Genomic DNA, 13,965 nt, shown 5'->3' on the forward strand with positions numbered 1-13,965 from the left:
CTTCTAGGGTTTTCTGTCTTGCTTCTTCTATCTTTTTTTTCTCTTCTTCTTTTCTTTTTTGTTCTTCCGCATCTCTGAGTTGTTGCTCTGCTTCTCTTTCGATTTCTTTTTTCGTCTCCTCGGGTAGTCCTTTTTCTAGTTTTGCTCTTCGCCATTTGTCCGCGAGGTTTAATTTTGTGATCAACAAATTACTTGCATGCAGTAATTTCGGAATCTTTTTCCCATCGGCTTTTGTGATTGTGGTTCCTTCTACTTCTACATAACCTGATTTAACATCTACTTTTGCGACTTTATCCTCATGTCCTCTATAGTTTCCTCGCATAACCCTGACTGTATCCCCTTTTATCAATGGCACGCTTCTTCTATCATATTTTAGAAGCAGATTTTCTTCTAGGTGTGATGCCAGCCATTTTCTTTTTTTGTGGAGAGGTGCATTGAACAGTATCTTTCTTTGTTTACCAGGTCTTCTAGATTTCATTTTCAATCAACTCACACTATTATTGAAGATATAGCAGCTATCTTTGGGTATCTTTCTGCTGCTTCGATGGCAACAGGTCCTTTGATCATGGTTCCCTTGGTTTCCCCTGTGTCTGTGACTATTACAGCAGCGTTATCCTCAAACTGCACCATGGTGCCATCAGATCTTCTAAAAGGTCGTTTCTGGCGTACTATAACAGCTTTCAGCAGTTGCCTTCTCATCTCCATAGTACCCTTTTTTACACTAATTATAACCATGTCACCGACACCAGCTTTCGGGTACCTGCGATGTGTCCCCTTCAGTTTTGGTGTCATAACTATCTGGACTACTTTAGCACCGGTATTATCTATACATTCTAGTCTAGCTCCAACTGGTAGCCCCCGCATTGTTCTGCCAGCAATACCTTTCATACTCTTAATCCTCCAATCATAATTTTTCTACAGTCACAAACGATATTGTTTTACTAATAGGTCTGCATTCAACTATCCTCACTTTGTCCCCAACCGCAACTTTCAAACATGGTGGACAATGCGCAGGATATGTTGATGTCCTCTTCTCGTATCTCTCATATTTTGGAACATAATGTAAATATTCTTTTTTCACGAGTACAGAGTTATTCATTTTAGTGGATGCTACAACACCTGTTATAACCTGTCCTCTAACAGATAGAGTACCATGGAAAGGGCAGTTCCTATCATTACAGCTCTCAGTAGGAGCCTTTATGTTTAAACCAATGTCACGTTCTTTTTTCTCTATTTTTTTCTTATTCGCCACATGTTTCACCTTACTTTTTTTATACGATCCTCAGGTCTAAATACCAGTTTTGATCCATTCAATACAATTTTTTTACCATCTTGTTCAAACTCAAATTTTGCAATACTTTTACTAACTTTTTTTTCTTTATTTTCAATCTCAATTATGAAAGTGTTTTTTGTTTCATCAATTATCAAACCAGATTTATTTTCTAGAGTAGGATCTGTGCATTCTCTGATTGTTACATAACGTCCTATGAGTTCCTCTCTAGCTAAAGTTTTTTCATCCATGTTATCCTCTCATGAGAATTTAGGAATACATCGTTGAAAAACCTATCAACAGATTCTTTTTCTTCTATAGTATTTCAACGACAAATCCCATTTTCTCTAATGTTTCTTTCACTTTTGTTCTGTGGTCACCCTGGAGTTCTATTTTTCCTTCTTTTATTGTGCCACCACAGGCGCATATTGATTTCAGGTTGCTTATCAGCGCATTGATGTCGAGATCGTTTGGGTTTATCCCCTCTACAACGGTCATCATTTTCCCATATCGTCGTTTGTCGAGTACAATGGTGATCTTCTGTTGTTCCCGAGCTATGTCCTCGCAGACACATATCTCCTTCGGCAGACCACATACTTCACATATATCACTCATTTATTTTTCTCCTTCCTCCCGCATGATCGTTAATAGCTTTGCAATCTCCATCCTTATCTGCCTTATTTTACCTGGAGAAGGCGGTGATCCACCCATTGCAGCTACTCCACGCTCATGCATCAGCTCTCTTTTCAATTCCTCTAGTTTCTCTATTTTTTGTTCATGAGAAAGTTCTCTAATCTCTTTAGCCTTAAGCACCATAACTATGTAGTTCCCCCTAGAAGTTTCTTTAAATTCTTAATGATGTTCTCAGCTGTTTTACCACCGATACCATCAATTGATGATAGATCATCATAATCCATCTCGAAAAGTTCTTCAAGTGATGTTATACCAGCTTTCTCAAATTTTTTAATAATTGATGGGCCGATGCCTTTTATCTCAGTGAGTCTTTTGATATCAGTCTTTTTCTTCTCAGCAGGCTCTTCTTTCTTTTCTTCTTCTTTTTTAACTTCTTTTGTTTTTTCCTCAGCAACTACTTTTAATGTTATTTCATCTGGTAATTTTGCATCAGGTTTCATTATCCTAACTTTAACACCTAACACACCAGGTTTTAGTTTTGCTGTTGCATAACCAACATCCATAACTTCTTTTGCTGTCTCACCACAGTATTTAATGTGTCCTTCTGTGAATTTCTCTGTTCTATGACGAGCACCTGTCAATTTACCAGCTATTATAACTTGGCATCCTTTTGCACCAGCATCCATTATCCTTCTGACAGTCGAGTGCCCTGCTCTTCTGAAATGCCATCCTCTTTCAAGTGCCTCTGCTAGTTTTTCTGCCATTATTTGTGCATTTAAAGATGCTTTACTACCAGCTTCTTGTATCTCTATCTGTGGGTTATCCACATTGAAATTAGCTCTGATATCATCAGTTAAATCTTTTATCTTGTTACCACTTTTGCCAATAACCATACCTGGGCGTTCTACTAGTATGTCTATCCTTGTACCCATGGGTGTTCTCTGTATACTCATACCACCGAAACCAGCACCCTCTATCTTTTTGATTAGGAATTCTTTTATGAGCACTCTGTTTGTGTTTTCTCTAACAAACTTTCGTTCACTTGACATTACTCTACCTCTTCAAGAATTATTTCTATATTTGTTGTTGTTTCATTTTTATCAGTTGCTCTTCCATGGGCTCTAGGCGTCATGCCTTTTATTATCCTACCATTATATGCTGAGATATGTGAGATCTTCATGTTTTCTGTGTCAAACCCTTTGTATTCAGCATTGTTTTCTGCGTTCTTTATTGTTTTAAGCATGTATTCAGCTGCTTTCCTTGGGAAACTAGCTGGACCAGATGCTTTCTGATGTGATCTTTTACCTTTGTGGTATATGGTTGGTATATTTCGTTTCATAGCAATAACGTCTTCAAGGTATTTTTTTGCTTCTTCCACTTTCATACCTTTTATGGCATGGGCTATGTTTCTAGAGTCTTTTACTGAGCAATGTAGCTCATATCCGTATGCTTTTGCGGTTTTATCTGGGTCCATAGTGGTTGAGTATTTTTTCATATAGCATCACTTCAAAGGCATATATTTGGATGACCTTGTTGCACCAACACCAGGTCCTGTGTGTTTAACTTTTTTCCGGGTCATAGCAAACTCGCCTAGGTAGTGCCCAATCATATGGGGTTGTATGTCTACGCGTTGGAAACTGATTCCGTTGTGAACATCTATTCTATGTCCAACGAAACTTGGTAGGATAATCATGTTTCTGCAATGTGTTTTTATTATATCTCCTTGTTTGGCTTTTTCAATATCGTTGAGTAGTTTATCCTGAGTTTTAGTTAAACCTCTTTTTAATGTTCTTCTTGCCCTTGATGGTAGAATAGGTATTAGCTCGTCTATTGATAGCTTTTTGATTTCTTCTAGGGTCATTCCATGGTATCTAAACTCCTTCTTTTTTATCTCTATCTTTTTACGTTTACTGCGCATCCTGCTTTTTGCAGACATCTTATGCTCTTCGGTATCTACCATGTTTTTTATCTCCTCCCAGTCCGTTTCGGTGCAATGCTACCAACTTTTCTACCAGGTGGTGCTCCTCTTTTCACACTAGATGGTTTACCAATGTGTTGGTGACTACCACCACCATGTGGGTGGGCAACAGGGTTCATGGCTGTGCCTCTAACAACCGGGTACTGTTTTCCCCTGCTTCTATACGCAAAGAATTTTTTACCTGCTTTAACAAATGGTTTATCTTTTCTACCCCCGCCTGCTACTACACCTATTGTTGCTCTACATGAGGAATCTAATGTTTTGAATTTCCCAGATGGAAGCAATATTGTAGTTTTACCGAGCTCATGTGATACTATCGTCGCGCTGTTCCCACCAGCACGTGCTAGCTTACCACCATCACCTGGTGATAATTCTACGTTATAAACCATATAACCATCAGGTATCTTACTGAGAGGAAGTACATTCCCTATTGCTGCCTCGTCTTTACTGTCTGTGATTTTTATTTTGTCACCTATCTTCATACCCTCAGTGGCGATGGTTAATATTTTTCTGGAGTTATTCAGCTTAACACTTGCCACTGGAGCTGATCGACCAGGATCGTGCATAATATCTTCGATAAAACCTTCATGTACTCCTCGATCTTGGATGTACTTAACATCACCTCTGAATCTATGTGATGGAGCGTTGTACCTGCCACGCACCCTTCCTCTTCTCTGTTGTATAAGTCTCTTACCCATAATTTTTTACCTCTAAAATATTCCAATTCTCATACCAATATCCTCAGCCTTAAATTCGGGCATGAAGGTAACAATCGCATGTTTACCATTCTTAGTTATCTTTGTTTGTATGTGACTAACCTTCACATCAAACATTTTCTCCACAGCTTTTTTAATTAACTCTTTATTCGCTTTCCTTTTCACAATAAACTCTAACGCATTGTTTTTTTCCATGAGGCTCATGGTTTTTTCTGTGACATAAGGATGATATATAACATCATATGTGTCAACAATTTTCATTACCTACCACCCCATTATTTGTGCCAAAGCAGATTTTGTGAACAGTGTGAGCCTACCAGCATAACCACCAGGCGCTAGATGCTTTATGTTTATCTCATTTGGTTTAACAACGTCTACACCAGTTAAATTACCAGAACTTTTTTTAATTTCATCACTTGTAGAAACAATCAGTATAGACTTGGGAGTCCTGTATTTTCTACCCCTGATTTTTCCTTTACCAGCGCGTATATTTTTACCATTTTCAGCTCTAACAATATCATCGTATACCCCTATTTTTTCAAGAGCTTCTATAACCTCTTTGGTTTTTTTGATTTTCTCAAAATCATCTTCAACTACAACAGGGAGTGTTATTTTTTTGTTGAATTTATGTCCTCTGTTTGAAACCTTTTCTTTGTCAGATGTTGCAGCCAGAGCAGAGAGTATAGACAGTTTTTTTTCTTTTTTGTTTATTTTTTCACTCCAATTACGTTCTGCTTTTGGTGGGTGCGCTCTTCTACCACCAACGACACATGGAGCTAATGCTGCTTTTTGACCTTGTGTGAGCCTTGGTACACGAGACATGCCTCGTCCTTTGCCAATTGATTCTGTCGCATGTTTTGTACCAGCAAAAGGATCGGAACCATAAGGTTGTCTCATATTAGAACGTAGAACATTGAATGATTTTCTTATGACGTCAGGGCGATAAGGTGTATGGAATAAAACTGGTAGATCAATTTTTTCTTTTATTGAACCATCAACACCATAAACATTAACCTTGGTCATATTTACGCACCTTGTTTACTTGTAGTAGAGATATAAGTTATCTCTGGTTTCTGAATTTTTACACCACGTTGATAACGTATAGCGTCTCTCATACCAACCAGTCTTTTTATAGGACCGGGAATTGAGCCATGAAGAAGAACATACGAGTTTCGGATGACACCATAATGTGGGAATCCACCAGCGGGTGTGATCTCCTCGCCTTTATCACCTATCTTAATAACACGTTTGTTGTACTCTGTTCTTTGATGGTACCCAACTTGTCCTGCTTGTGGTACTGTTGCTTGTACCCAGTTTGGATGCCAGGAACCAAGAGTCCCAATCATCCTGCGATGCTTAGAGTTTTTATGGAAAAGTAACTTAACACCAAACCTTTTTACTACACCCTGAAAACCTTTACCTTTTGTCACAGCAATTATATCAAGCATATCCCCTTCTTTGATGGCATCGCTAACTTTTATCTCTTTACCAAGGACTTCTTTTGCGTATTTCATTTGTTCCTCTATGCTACCGCCGCTAATTTTGAACTCACGTACCTCAGGTATTTTCTTTGGTACACCAGTAACTAGTTTTGGCTGCGTATATATTATAACACGTAATTCATCAACATCTTTGAAAATATCCCAATTAACTTTTTTTTCTTTTTTAGCTAAATTTAATCTTTTTGAAAGTTCTGGATCTAGTTTTTCAGCCCATATCTCACCAATTGACTGTAAACCATTGTAAGTTTTTTTGTATCCTCTAACAGCTGCGACCTTAACAGGTGGTGTTTCAACCACTGATACAGGCATTATTACCTCTTTACCTGAGGTTGTTGAGGTAGGTCTATAGTCGACGACGAAAGCATGTGTCATACCGGCTTTGTAACCAAGGAAACCTTGTATCTTTGGTTTGTCTCCACCCTCAGGCCAACTTTTTATATGTGGAGTCTCAGCTCTAGCTCTTTTTCGTGGAGAATATCCATGTGACCCTCTCCGTGGGCGTCTTATATCTGGCATATTATAACCTCTAAATTCGTTTTGTATCGTATGTATGATAAATTGTTCATACATTATTGTCTAAACCGTGACATTTCACAAACAGCCGAAAACAAATTTCTGTGCTGTTTGATGCCGGGATTCCATGGGAATTGCCCGCTTTGTGTCTGGTATAGACAGGGAATAAGGCATTATAGGATTAGTATATAAAGTTTATGTACTGATGTGGGTTATTTTTTTTAAAAAATAATTTTGATAATTTGATAAAAGGTAATACAAAATTTAATATTGTTTTTTATTATACAAGAAAAACGAAGTGAGCTGTACTATGAGAGAATATACTATTAAGAGAGGGCATAATCCAAATATAAGTGCGCTGGTTTTGAAATATTTCGGTGTTAAAGGTGATGCATCAAAAGGTATAAAATTTAGTGTAGATGGTATCGGTGATATCAATATGAAGCATGAAAAAAACCTTCTTATCGTTGATATAGTTCCCCCTAAAAAGGTGTCGGGTGACTATAGTATTATAAAAAAGTGGAATAGTTTTCTTTTTGAGGCAACTGGTAAAAATACTAAGGAACGGAAAAAAGAGTTTAGTAAAATATAGAGTAGTTTAAACAAATTTTTTTATTTTTTCCCTCAAACCCTACAATTTCAAAACAGCTAATCGTTTATAAATCCTCAGATAAACAAATATTACTACATCAAATGAAAAATATACATCAATGAGGTAAACCACTGATATAAACATATACAGTCCAATAAATTGATAATATAATTGATATAACACCAAGAATTAGCCCAATTAATCCTAATTTATCTTTTTTATGCCATGCTTTAGCACCAAGAATAATTACTATTAAAAACAATATAAGTGTGATTAAGCCACTAGCACTTAAAACTTCCAAAACAAGAAGAAGTATACCGAAAAATACCGACAACATTCCTTCTGCAGTTTGTTTATTTTCTGTGATTTCTTCTTCCATTTTTCTTCTCAAACCCTACGATTCCAAATTTATTAATTAGAGTGGATAACCGGAAGTTGGAAGATTGATTACATACCAATATACAATTATCCATAATATTGCAAAAGCTATATCTATGATTCCTAAAATTATGCCTATTAGGTCTTTTTTGTCTTTATTTATGTTAGAATATGCCATTTTACCAGTTACTATTGCAATTATGCCTAAAACTCCAATTAAAAGCACTATGTAATTATGATGTTCCCTCCAAATCATGTTGTATGCTGAAAAGTAAAAATCTAATGGAAGCAGGATAATACCTGTGATACCACAGAGTAAAGATATGAATCCCATCGATTTATTTTCTTTCATTTTTCCGTCCAATATAGTATTTCTACCATATGGATTAAGTTATGTTTTTTTATTTTTTTACTTTTTTCCAGTCTTTAAGAAATTTATCTATACCAACATCAGTTAGTGAATGACCAACCATTTTTTTGATCACATCTGGTGGTACTGTTGCTATGTGTGCGCCTAGCCTCGCTGCTTGTATAACATGTATCGGGTGTCTTATGCTTGCAACTATCACCTGTGTTTTAAAATCATAGTTTTTGAATATATCCATGATCTCTTCCACTATTTGCATGCCTTCGTTTCCTATGTCATCCAGTCTGCCTATGAATGGGCTCACGTATGTTGCACCAGCTTTTGCTGCTAGCAGTGCTTGGTTTGATGAGAAAACGAGTGTTACATTGGTTTTTATTCCTTCTTTGCTAAGTGTTTTTACTGCTTTTAATCCGTCTGGTGTCATAGGTATTTTTACTACAACGTTTTTGTGTATCTTTGCTAGGTTCCGTGCTTCTTTTATCATGTCTTCTGCTTTTGTGCTCACTGCTTCTAGGCTTATCGGTCCGTCTACTATGTCAAATATTTCTTTTACTATTTCTTTGAAGCTTCTCCCGCTTTTTGCTACCAGGGTTGGGTTGGTTGTTACTCCATCTATTACTCCCCAGCTTGCAAGTTCTCTTATCTCTTCTAAGTTTGCTGTGTCAACAAATATTTTCATAAAGTCTCACAAGAGGGGTGTAATGTGTTTTTGTTCATAACTTTTTGTATCTATAAAACCATCTCGTTTTAGTTTTGAGGGATACGTTTAGATATTTTTGAATAAACAGAAACATATATATATTTACGTATACATTACTCTGTTTTAGGTGGATGGGATATGCCTCTAACAAGAAAAGCCCGAGTAGTGGGTAGCAGCCTGGTATTGACGATACCTAGTCAGCTTGCAAAAGCCCACGATATCAACGATGGAGATGAGATAGAAATCATACCCATAGGGATAGGGGAATTCAAAATAAGGAAACTAAAGAAATAAAAAACTTCTCCAGATCAATTCATTCTAATCAAAACACTTGTATTTATAAACAGAAACGATATTTGCAGTTTTTGATAACAATGGTACTAATAGCACCATCTATACTATCAGCAGATTTCTCTAAACTAGGCGATGAGATCAAAGCAGTTGAAAAAGCAGGCGCAGAATGGTTACATATTGATGTAATGGATGGTCATTTCGTCCCAAATATTACTATAGGTCCTATTGTAGTCTCTAAAATAAGGAAAATATCTGGCATATTTTTTGATGTTCACCTAATGATAGAACACCCAGAAAAATACATAGAACATTTCGCAAAAGCAGGCGCAAACCTTATTACGGTTCATACTGAGGCATGCGATGAACTAGAGCCTTTGATAAAAAAAATAAAAAACCATGGTTGCAAAGCAGGTGTGTCAGTAAACCCAGAAACACCAATTGATGAAATCAAAGATGTCATCGGTATGGTTGACCTCGTCCTTGTAATGTCTGTCCACCCAGGTTTCGGCGGGCAAGGTTTCATAAAAGAAGTTTTACCAAAAATCAAACAAGCAAAGGAGATGATCAATAAAACCAAAAAAAAGATTTACCTAGAGGTGGATGGTGGTATAAACAAGGAGAACGCAAAAACAGTTAAACAAAACGGTGCAGATGTCCTAGTCGCAGGAAATTATATTTTTACGAGTAGTAATTATAAAGAAGCAATACAATCTTTGAAAGACGCATAAAATAAGTCATAGACCTGATGCTAAATCACGTAATACACTTTCTCTGTCTTTTGCTTTTACAACACCACTAGCTAATAACACGCCATCTGCACCAAGCTCTACAGCCTTTGCTACATCTTTTCCGTTTTTAACTCCAGCTCCACAGAGAACCCTGATTTTTTTGTTAATATTTTTAACAGCATCAACTGTGCCACTAACAATACCTGGATCAGCTGTTGTAACAGATATATCCCCACCAATAAGCTCTGGTGGCTCTACCGCTATAAAATTAGGCGAAAAAACCGCTATAGATTTTGATGTAGGAATATCATTTGAGCAAACAATATGATCTAAACCCAGTTCTTTAGAACGTTTTATACAAGCATCAACATCAGATAAAGCGAGTCTATGTTCACTATGGTTAATCAAAGTACCAACAGCACCAGATGCCTTAACAGCCTCTGGTAGAATCCAACCCGTGAAACTACCAGGTTTTATAGGATCTATATGCTGAGCAAAAACAGGTATGCTAACTTTTTTGGCACACATAGATATGTCAGTAGCCTGTACAGCAATCGCCATACTAGCCCCAGTTTCTCTTGATATTTTGTCCATGAGATCTGCGATTTCTAAAACTTTTTCACCAGTGGCCTCTATATATGTTTTCACGTTGAGAACAATAACTGGTGTTTTTAACATAACTTAGTCTCCTCAGATTTTTTGATTTTTGGTATCGATGACCTTTAATATATTATTTCCCATTTCATCTGGACTCGAAATGGATATATTACCTCATGCAAGTTTATTTCTTGGAGTAATACCAGCGCTGCTGCTATTATTCATAAGTCTAAAAGGATTTGAAGGTTTTTTCAAAGAAAAAACAATGTTCATATTTTTTATAGCAGGTATCGTAACAGGTTTTATCTCGGCTGTTATAGAAATTTTGACTTCAAACGTGGGTATATACTACCTTTTTTTATTTCCTATATTAGAGCAAGTTTTTAAAACAATGATACTTAATATTGGCAGATTTCAGGGGAAACGAGAAACAACAATATATGGTCTCACACTTGGGTTGGGTTTCGGATCGATTTTTACACCAGTGTCTATCCTTTTTAGTAATGTCCAAACAACGGATTACTTACTCTTTGGTCTTGTTCTCTTTGGTGCTATCGGAATAATCCTTTTCCAGGGTGCAACTGGAGCTATTATAGGGTATGGTATATATGATGGTAAACTCTCGAAATATTTGCTATTCGTAATTCTATTACACCTTCCAGTTACTATAGTTATTTTTGTAACCAACTTTTATAGGGTAGGATATCTTCAAATCAGCCTTGTTGCATATGGCCTGTTTTTGTACTGGTATGCAACTAAAAAAATAATGCCACGTATCTTATTGCAAAGTCAGAGACGGAAAAGAAGTAAAAAAGAAATAGACATAAAAACAAATTAATCATTACAGTTTTTTAGAAGGTTTTTATTATGAATACGGAAAAAACAGAACCTGATTATAATGTGGTTGAAAAAGATTTGTCAGCGCAACCAGTTGGATATGATTCATTTAAACAACAACCAACTGGTAGCTCGATGCCGACAATAGCTGGTTTAATCTTAATTCTTGCTGGTTTGCTTGGATTGTTTACATGGGCATCATATTTTTTAGTTGATCCAGCGCAGTTAATTTCACAGTTAAATCTACAAGGTATAGAACTACCATCTCAGATAACCCCTGAGCAGATGATATCTATCTTTCAGATGTGTTCTGTTATAGGAATTATATTATCAGTTTTTACATTACTTGGGGGTATATTAGCTTTTAAAAAGAAAAGATGGGAGCTAGCGCTTGTAGGAAGTCTTATGGGATTATTTATAATAGGCCCGTTCCTCTCAGCTAGTATATTATCACTTGTCGGGCTCATACTCGTTGGTATATCAAAGAAAGATTTTCAGTGATCAGATTTGTTTATTTTCTAATGTGTTTTGTACCATCTCCTGTGTTGATGCCGGCGTCTTGATCGAGAAAAATGATATCATCAGAAGTATTACCCCAACTAACATAAAAATAAACCCGATAAAGATTATTATCAGTACGGCACCAATCAAAAAAATCAATCCAGTCGTACCAAACATTTTTACTCCTGTTTTGGCAGCAAGCAAATCTAATGATTTTCTTAAGAATAATGCTGCAACAATAAAGAAAACAAACAGAACAACGAGTGCGATGAATAGGTTGCCAAGCAACCCCATTATTCTATCTGGTGTCATTATACTATGTCCATCTGAAAAGGCTTGTAATGTGAACTCTTCACCAACAGCTTTTTCCTCAATTAAAACCTTAGCAGCACCACCAATCTTTTTAGATATAACCTCATCAACGTACATGATAGCTTCTTTTATTCCTTTGAAGTGATCACCAGATACTCTAACTCCTTTACCGCCCGTGAGCCCTATTGGTTTTATTGCTACTTCACCATTAAGGTCTTCAATGAATTTTTTTGCTTTTTTAGCGTCTGTGAAACTCTCATATTTTAGCTGACCACAAATCTTGTATTTTTTGAGTAAGTTATAACATTTTGTTATATATTGCATATAACAAATTATATAAATTGTGAAGTATATAAAATATTATCTAAGAGTTGAAAAGTATGAAAGAAACTACTAAAAAGAAGATCATAGCGATCACAATCGTGTTAATACTTGTGGTTTCTTCAGTTGTGGTCTACATTGCTCTGGATAATCTAGGATTTTTTAAATCAACTGAAACATTGATACATGAAGAGCCTCCAGAAGAAGTGCCAGATCCTATCGCTATAAAAGTCATGGATATGATGAGGCAGCTTGATGAATCGATGATAAAGGACTATATAGAAAAATTGACTTCTTTTGGGCCTCATGTTACTGCTCGTAGATTTTGGTATAAGCTTTCTAATCGGCCTATTATCGGTAGGTTTTTTGATCTGCCAATTGAGAAGGTGGCTAAGTATCTTTATAATGAGTTTGAAAGCATGGGTTTAGAGGTTAGATATCAATATTGGGAGCAGGAGCCAACGATTAAGAATCTAAAAGTACCAAGTTGGTTTTTTGGATGGTTTGTAGGAAACAACATAGAAGCTACTTTACCTGGTACAGATAAAAACAGTGATGAGGTATATGTTTTAGTTGCTCATTATGATACCGTGCCAGGTGCACCTGGAGCAAATGATGATTCCTCTGGCGTAGCAGCAATTCTTGCAGCTGCAAAAATTATGAGCCAGTATTCATTTAATCATACTGTACGTTTTTTAACAGTGGATGGTGAAGAACAATGGCTTATGGGATCTCGCGCTTATGCTGAAGAGGCTGCAAAAAACAATGATAACATTGTAGCAACGATTTGCATGGATATATATGATAGGAACACATGGACCTGATTATAGAGACACTGAGGTCTTAGTTGCTGGAACTAAAGATTCCAGGTGGATAATTGATTTTATTATCAATGTTAATCAGCGTTATCCTGAGTTTTTAAATTTTACAATATTTTCGGATGAAGTAACTTTCGACAATTTTAAAGGCTATGGAAGTGATTATCAAGAGTTCTTAAGACATGGCTACGACGCAATAATCGTTGCTGAGGCTACAGAGGATACTGATTACCATAAACCTTCAGATACTATTGAGAATATGGATGTTCCATATGCAACAGAAGTATCCAGGTTTATATTAGCTACTATTGCTGAATTGGCGTGGGGTGTTGAATATAGATAATCTAATTATTCTTTAATTTAATTCCATCACACGATTCAACGAAACACTTAAAGACCGAAACTAGGATGTTTGACAATTACTTACCTAATATCCATGCTTGTTTTGCTGGGCATACTCAACGATGGATGTACCTTTTTCTATTTTATTATAACCGGATAAAAAGCCATATGAGTTTTGGTGATAATTCACTTATACTTGCTGAAAAAATATTTTTATTAATTATTTTTTCTTCTGCTTAATACGATCATGGCTATCACTAGTAACACTATTAGTATTAAGGCTATTATTGGCACTAGATATTGCTGCCAGAATGTTACTGGTTCTTTTGCATTTGGATAATCTGTTGCACCGAATGGCATGTGACCATCTATTGATATTTCTGCGTTGTATCTTAGTGGTGTTGTATCTTCTTTTTCCCAGTAGTTTGCATTGCTATAATCAGTACCAGGAACAAACACTCTCATATCAGGGTCACCAAAGAAACAAACATTTTCAGTTATATCCCACCAGAACTGAGGAGGATCAGTAGTATAGAGAATTCCGACATGGCTAATGCCTTTAGTAT

Annotated in this window: 26 protein-coding genes; 7 read left to right on the forward strand and 19 right to left on the reverse strand. The window is 36.3% G+C overall.

From position 1 onward, the window contains the following. The 13 genes from rplX to QHH19_03375 form a co-directional block, all read right to left on the reverse strand. Positions 1 to 478: 50S ribosomal protein L24 (rplX, locus tag QHH19_03315; protein MDH7517353.1), on the reverse strand; the 478-nt coding region annotated here is incomplete at its 3' end. 11 nt (positions 479 to 489) lie between these two features. Continuing rightward, the gene (locus tag QHH19_03320) at positions 490 to 888 is read right to left on the reverse strand and encodes a 50S ribosomal protein L14 (protein MDH7517354.1); all 399 of its coding nucleotides are present in this window, start codon (positions 886 to 888) and stop codon (positions 490 to 492) included. A 16-nt stretch (positions 889 to 904) separates the two neighbouring features. Beyond that, positions 905 to 1,252: a 30S ribosomal protein S17 gene (locus tag QHH19_03325; GenBank protein ID MDH7517355.1), complete on the reverse strand. Its 348-nt coding sequence runs from the start codon at positions 1,250 to 1,252 to the stop codon at positions 905 to 907. 5 nt (positions 1,253 to 1,257) lie between these two features. Beyond that, positions 1,258 to 1,521, reverse strand: coding sequence for a ribonuclease P protein subunit (locus QHH19_03330; protein ID MDH7517356.1), 264 nt, complete (start codon positions 1,519 to 1,521; stop codon positions 1,258 to 1,260). A 64-nt stretch (positions 1,522 to 1,585) separates the two neighbouring features. Then, a complete protein-coding gene (yciH, locus tag QHH19_03335; GenBank protein MDH7517357.1) occupies positions 1,586 to 1,885 on the reverse strand; it encodes a stress response translation initiation inhibitor YciH in 300 nt (99 codons plus the stop codon). Next, positions 1,886 to 2,086 (reverse strand): 50S ribosomal protein L29, encoded by a 201-nt coding sequence (gene rpmC, locus QHH19_03340; GenBank protein ID MDH7517358.1) that lies wholly within the window; start codon positions 2,084 to 2,086, stop codon positions 1,886 to 1,888. A 2-nt stretch (positions 2,087 to 2,088) separates the two neighbouring features. After that, positions 2,089 to 2,952 carry a 30S ribosomal protein S3 gene (locus tag QHH19_03345; protein MDH7517359.1) on the reverse strand — a complete coding sequence of 288 codons (864 nt, stop codon included), beginning with the start codon at positions 2,950 to 2,952 and terminating at the stop codon, positions 2,089 to 2,091. After that, the gene (locus tag QHH19_03350; GenBank protein MDH7517360.1) at positions 2,952 to 3,398 is read right to left on the reverse strand and encodes a 50S ribosomal protein L22; all 447 of its coding nucleotides are present in this window, start codon (positions 3,396 to 3,398) and stop codon (positions 2,952 to 2,954) included. The genes QHH19_03345 and QHH19_03350 overlap by 1 nt, the downstream gene beginning before the upstream one ends. A 6-nt stretch (positions 3,399 to 3,404) precedes the next feature. Beyond that, positions 3,405 to 3,839 (reverse strand): 30S ribosomal protein S19, encoded by a 435-nt coding sequence (locus tag QHH19_03355; GenBank protein ID MDH7517361.1) that lies wholly within the window; start codon positions 3,837 to 3,839, stop codon positions 3,405 to 3,407. Between the two features lie 29 nt (positions 3,840 to 3,868). Next, complete coding sequence (locus QHH19_03360; protein ID MDH7517362.1) at positions 3,869 to 4,579, reverse strand: 50S ribosomal protein L2; 711 nt, start codon at positions 4,577 to 4,579, stop codon at positions 3,869 to 3,871. A 12-nt stretch (positions 4,580 to 4,591) separates the two neighbouring features. Then, positions 4,592 to 4,858 (reverse strand): 50S ribosomal protein L23, encoded by a 267-nt coding sequence (locus tag QHH19_03365; GenBank protein MDH7517363.1) that lies wholly within the window; start codon positions 4,856 to 4,858, stop codon positions 4,592 to 4,594. Between the two features lie 3 nt (positions 4,859 to 4,861). Further along, complete coding sequence (gene rpl4p / locus QHH19_03370; GenBank protein MDH7517364.1) at positions 4,862 to 5,620, reverse strand: 50S ribosomal protein L4; 759 nt, start codon at positions 5,618 to 5,620, stop codon at positions 4,862 to 4,864. Positions 5,621 to 5,622: 2 nt separating this feature from the next. After that, positions 5,623 to 6,615 (reverse strand): 50S ribosomal protein L3, encoded by a 993-nt coding sequence (locus tag QHH19_03375; protein ID MDH7517365.1) that lies wholly within the window; start codon positions 6,613 to 6,615, stop codon positions 5,623 to 5,625. Positions 6,616 to 6,922: 307 nt separating this feature from the next. Between QHH19_03375 and QHH19_03380 the strand changes: the two genes are divergently transcribed. Next, entirely contained in the window at positions 6,923 to 7,204 is a 282-nt protein-coding gene (locus QHH19_03380; protein MDH7517366.1) for a DUF5611 family protein, read from the forward strand. A gap of 115 nt (positions 7,205 to 7,319) precedes the next feature. On the opposite strand, the gene QHH19_03385 is transcribed toward QHH19_03380, so the two are convergent. From QHH19_03385 to fsa, 3 genes are read right to left on the reverse strand one after another with little or no spacing between them, the layout of a single operon-like run. After that, positions 7,320 to 7,583: a hypothetical protein gene (locus tag QHH19_03385; protein MDH7517367.1), complete on the reverse strand. Its 264-nt coding sequence runs from the start codon at positions 7,581 to 7,583 to the stop codon at positions 7,320 to 7,322. Between the two features lie 36 nt (positions 7,584 to 7,619). Continuing rightward, positions 7,620 to 7,934, reverse strand: coding sequence for a hypothetical protein (locus QHH19_03390; GenBank protein ID MDH7517368.1), 315 nt, complete (start codon positions 7,932 to 7,934; stop codon positions 7,620 to 7,622). 49 nt (positions 7,935 to 7,983) lie between these two features. After that, positions 7,984 to 8,628, reverse strand: coding sequence for a fructose-6-phosphate aldolase (gene fsa / locus QHH19_03395; protein MDH7517369.1), 645 nt, complete (start codon positions 8,626 to 8,628; stop codon positions 7,984 to 7,986). Between the two features lie 159 nt (positions 8,629 to 8,787). Here fsa and QHH19_03400 point away from each other — a divergent pair, with 159 nt between their 5' ends. Together QHH19_03400 and rpe are read left to right on the forward strand one after the other, a co-directional pair. Continuing rightward, entirely contained in the window at positions 8,788 to 8,943 is a 156-nt protein-coding gene (locus QHH19_03400; protein MDH7517370.1) for an AbrB/MazE/SpoVT family DNA-binding domain-containing protein, read from the forward strand. Positions 8,944 to 9,023: 80 nt separating this feature from the next. Beyond that, positions 9,024 to 9,671 (forward strand): ribulose-phosphate 3-epimerase, encoded by a 648-nt coding sequence (gene rpe, locus QHH19_03405; GenBank protein MDH7517371.1) that lies wholly within the window; start codon positions 9,024 to 9,026, stop codon positions 9,669 to 9,671. Positions 9,672 to 9,677: 6 nt separating this feature from the next. Here the strand turns inward: rpe and tpiA are convergent, their stop codons facing one another. Then, entirely contained in the window at positions 9,678 to 10,349 is a 672-nt protein-coding gene (gene tpiA, locus QHH19_03410) for a triose-phosphate isomerase (protein ID MDH7517372.1), read from the reverse strand. Between the two features lie 79 nt (positions 10,350 to 10,428). On the opposite strand from tpiA, the gene QHH19_03415 reads away from it, so the two are divergent. Next, a complete protein-coding gene (locus tag QHH19_03415; GenBank protein MDH7517373.1) occupies positions 10,429 to 11,106 on the forward strand; it encodes a protease PrsW in 678 nt (225 codons plus the stop codon). Positions 11,107 to 11,135: 29 nt separating this feature from the next. After that, positions 11,136 to 11,606, forward strand: a complete 471-nt coding sequence (locus QHH19_03420) for a hypothetical protein (protein MDH7517374.1) — start codon at positions 11,136 to 11,138, stop codon at positions 11,604 to 11,606. Here the strand turns inward: QHH19_03420 and QHH19_03425 are convergent, their stop codons facing one another. After that, positions 11,607 to 12,242, reverse strand: coding sequence for a DUF996 domain-containing protein (locus tag QHH19_03425; protein ID MDH7517375.1), 636 nt, complete (start codon positions 12,240 to 12,242; stop codon positions 11,607 to 11,609). A gap of 56 nt (positions 12,243 to 12,298) precedes the next feature. On the opposite strand from QHH19_03425, the gene QHH19_03430 reads away from it, so the two are divergent. Together QHH19_03430 and QHH19_03435 are read left to right on the forward strand one after the other, a co-directional pair. Continuing rightward, the gene (locus QHH19_03430) at positions 12,299 to 13,063 is read left to right on the forward strand and encodes a M20/M25/M40 family metallo-hydrolase (GenBank protein ID MDH7517376.1); all 765 of its coding nucleotides are present in this window, start codon (positions 12,299 to 12,301) and stop codon (positions 13,061 to 13,063) included. After that, the gene (locus QHH19_03435) at positions 13,041 to 13,400 is read left to right on the forward strand and encodes a M28 family peptidase (GenBank protein MDH7517377.1); all 360 of its coding nucleotides are present in this window, start codon (positions 13,041 to 13,043) and stop codon (positions 13,398 to 13,400) included. Before QHH19_03430 ends, QHH19_03435 begins: the two co-directional genes overlap by 23 nt. Positions 13,401 to 13,615: 215 nt before the next feature. On the opposite strand, the gene QHH19_03440 is transcribed toward QHH19_03435, so the two are convergent. Continuing rightward, positions 13,616 to 13,965, reverse strand: a 350-nt coding sequence (locus QHH19_03440) for a hypothetical protein (protein ID MDH7517378.1), incomplete at its 5' end; no start/stop codon positions are given.

Source organism: Candidatus Thermoplasmatota archaeon, from assembly GCA_029907305.1.
In the GTDB taxonomy this organism is placed as follows: Archaea; Thermoplasmatota; E2; order DHVEG-1; family DHVEG-1; genus JARYMC01.

Bases quoted from the DNA above. Each gene is read 5' to 3' on its own strand.
- QHH19_03320 (MDH7517354.1), bottom strand. From the start codon at position 888: ATGAAAGGTATTGCTGGCAGAACAATGCGGGGGCTACCAGTTGGAGCT.
- QHH19_03330 (MDH7517356.1), bottom strand. From the start codon at position 1,521: ATGGATGAAAAAACTTTAGCTAGAGAGGAACTCATAGGACGTTATGTA.
- yciH (MDH7517357.1), bottom strand. From the start codon at position 1,885: ATGAGTGATATATGTGAAGTATGTGGTCTGCCGAAGGAGATATGTGTC.
- rpmC (MDH7517358.1), bottom strand. From the start codon at position 2,086: ATGGTGCTTAAGGCTAAAGAGATTAGAGAACTTTCTCATGAACAAAAA.
- QHH19_03345 (MDH7517359.1), bottom strand. From the start codon at position 2,952: ATGTCAAGTGAACGAAAGTTTGTTAGAGAAAACACAAACAGAGTGCTC.
- QHH19_03350 (MDH7517360.1), bottom strand. From the start codon at position 3,398: ATGAAAAAATACTCAACCACTATGGACCCAGATAAAACCGCAAAAGCA.
- QHH19_03355 (MDH7517361.1), bottom strand. From the start codon at position 3,839: ATGTCTGCAAAAAGCAGGATGCGCAGTAAACGTAAAAAGATAGAGATA.
- QHH19_03360 (MDH7517362.1), bottom strand. From the start codon at position 4,579: ATGGGTAAGAGACTTATACAACAGAGAAGAGGAAGGGTGCGTGGCAGG.
- QHH19_03365 (MDH7517363.1), bottom strand. From the start codon at position 4,858: ATGAAAATTGTTGACACATATGATGTTATATATCATCCTTATGTCACA.
- rpl4p (MDH7517364.1), bottom strand. From the start codon at position 5,620: ATGACCAAGGTTAATGTTTATGGTGTTGATGGTTCAATAAAAGAAAAA.
- QHH19_03375 (MDH7517365.1), bottom strand. From the start codon at position 6,615: ATGCCAGATATAAGACGCCCACGGAGAGGGTCACATGGATATTCTCCA.
- QHH19_03380 (MDH7517366.1), top strand. From the start codon at position 6,923: ATGAGAGAATATACTATTAAGAGAGGGCATAATCCAAATATAAGTGCG.
- QHH19_03385 (MDH7517367.1), bottom strand. From the start codon at position 7,583: ATGGAAGAAGAAATCACAGAAAATAAACAAACTGCAGAAGGAATGTTG.
- QHH19_03390 (MDH7517368.1), bottom strand. From the start codon at position 7,934: ATGAAAGAAAATAAATCGATGGGATTCATATCTTTACTCTGTGGTATC.
- fsa (MDH7517369.1), bottom strand. From the start codon at position 8,628: ATGAAAATATTTGTTGACACAGCAAACTTAGAAGAGATAAGAGAACTT.
- QHH19_03400 (MDH7517370.1), top strand. From the start codon at position 8,788: ATGCCTCTAACAAGAAAAGCCCGAGTAGTGGGTAGCAGCCTGGTATTG.
- rpe (MDH7517371.1), top strand. From the start codon at position 9,024: ATGGTACTAATAGCACCATCTATACTATCAGCAGATTTCTCTAAACTA.
- tpiA (MDH7517372.1), bottom strand. From the start codon at position 10,349: ATGTTAAAAACACCAGTTATTGTTCTCAACGTGAAAACATATATAGAG.
- QHH19_03415 (MDH7517373.1), top strand. From the start codon at position 10,429: ATGGATATATTACCTCATGCAAGTTTATTTCTTGGAGTAATACCAGCG.
- QHH19_03420 (MDH7517374.1), top strand. From the start codon at position 11,136: ATGAATACGGAAAAAACAGAACCTGATTATAATGTGGTTGAAAAAGAT.
- QHH19_03425 (MDH7517375.1), bottom strand. From the start codon at position 12,242: ATGCAATATATAACAAAATGTTATAACTTACTCAAAAAATACAAGATT.
- QHH19_03430 (MDH7517376.1), top strand. From the start codon at position 12,299: ATGAAAGAAACTACTAAAAAGAAGATCATAGCGATCACAATCGTGTTA.
- QHH19_03435 (MDH7517377.1), top strand. From the start codon at position 13,041: ATGATAGGAACACATGGACCTGATTATAGAGACACTGAGGTCTTAGTT.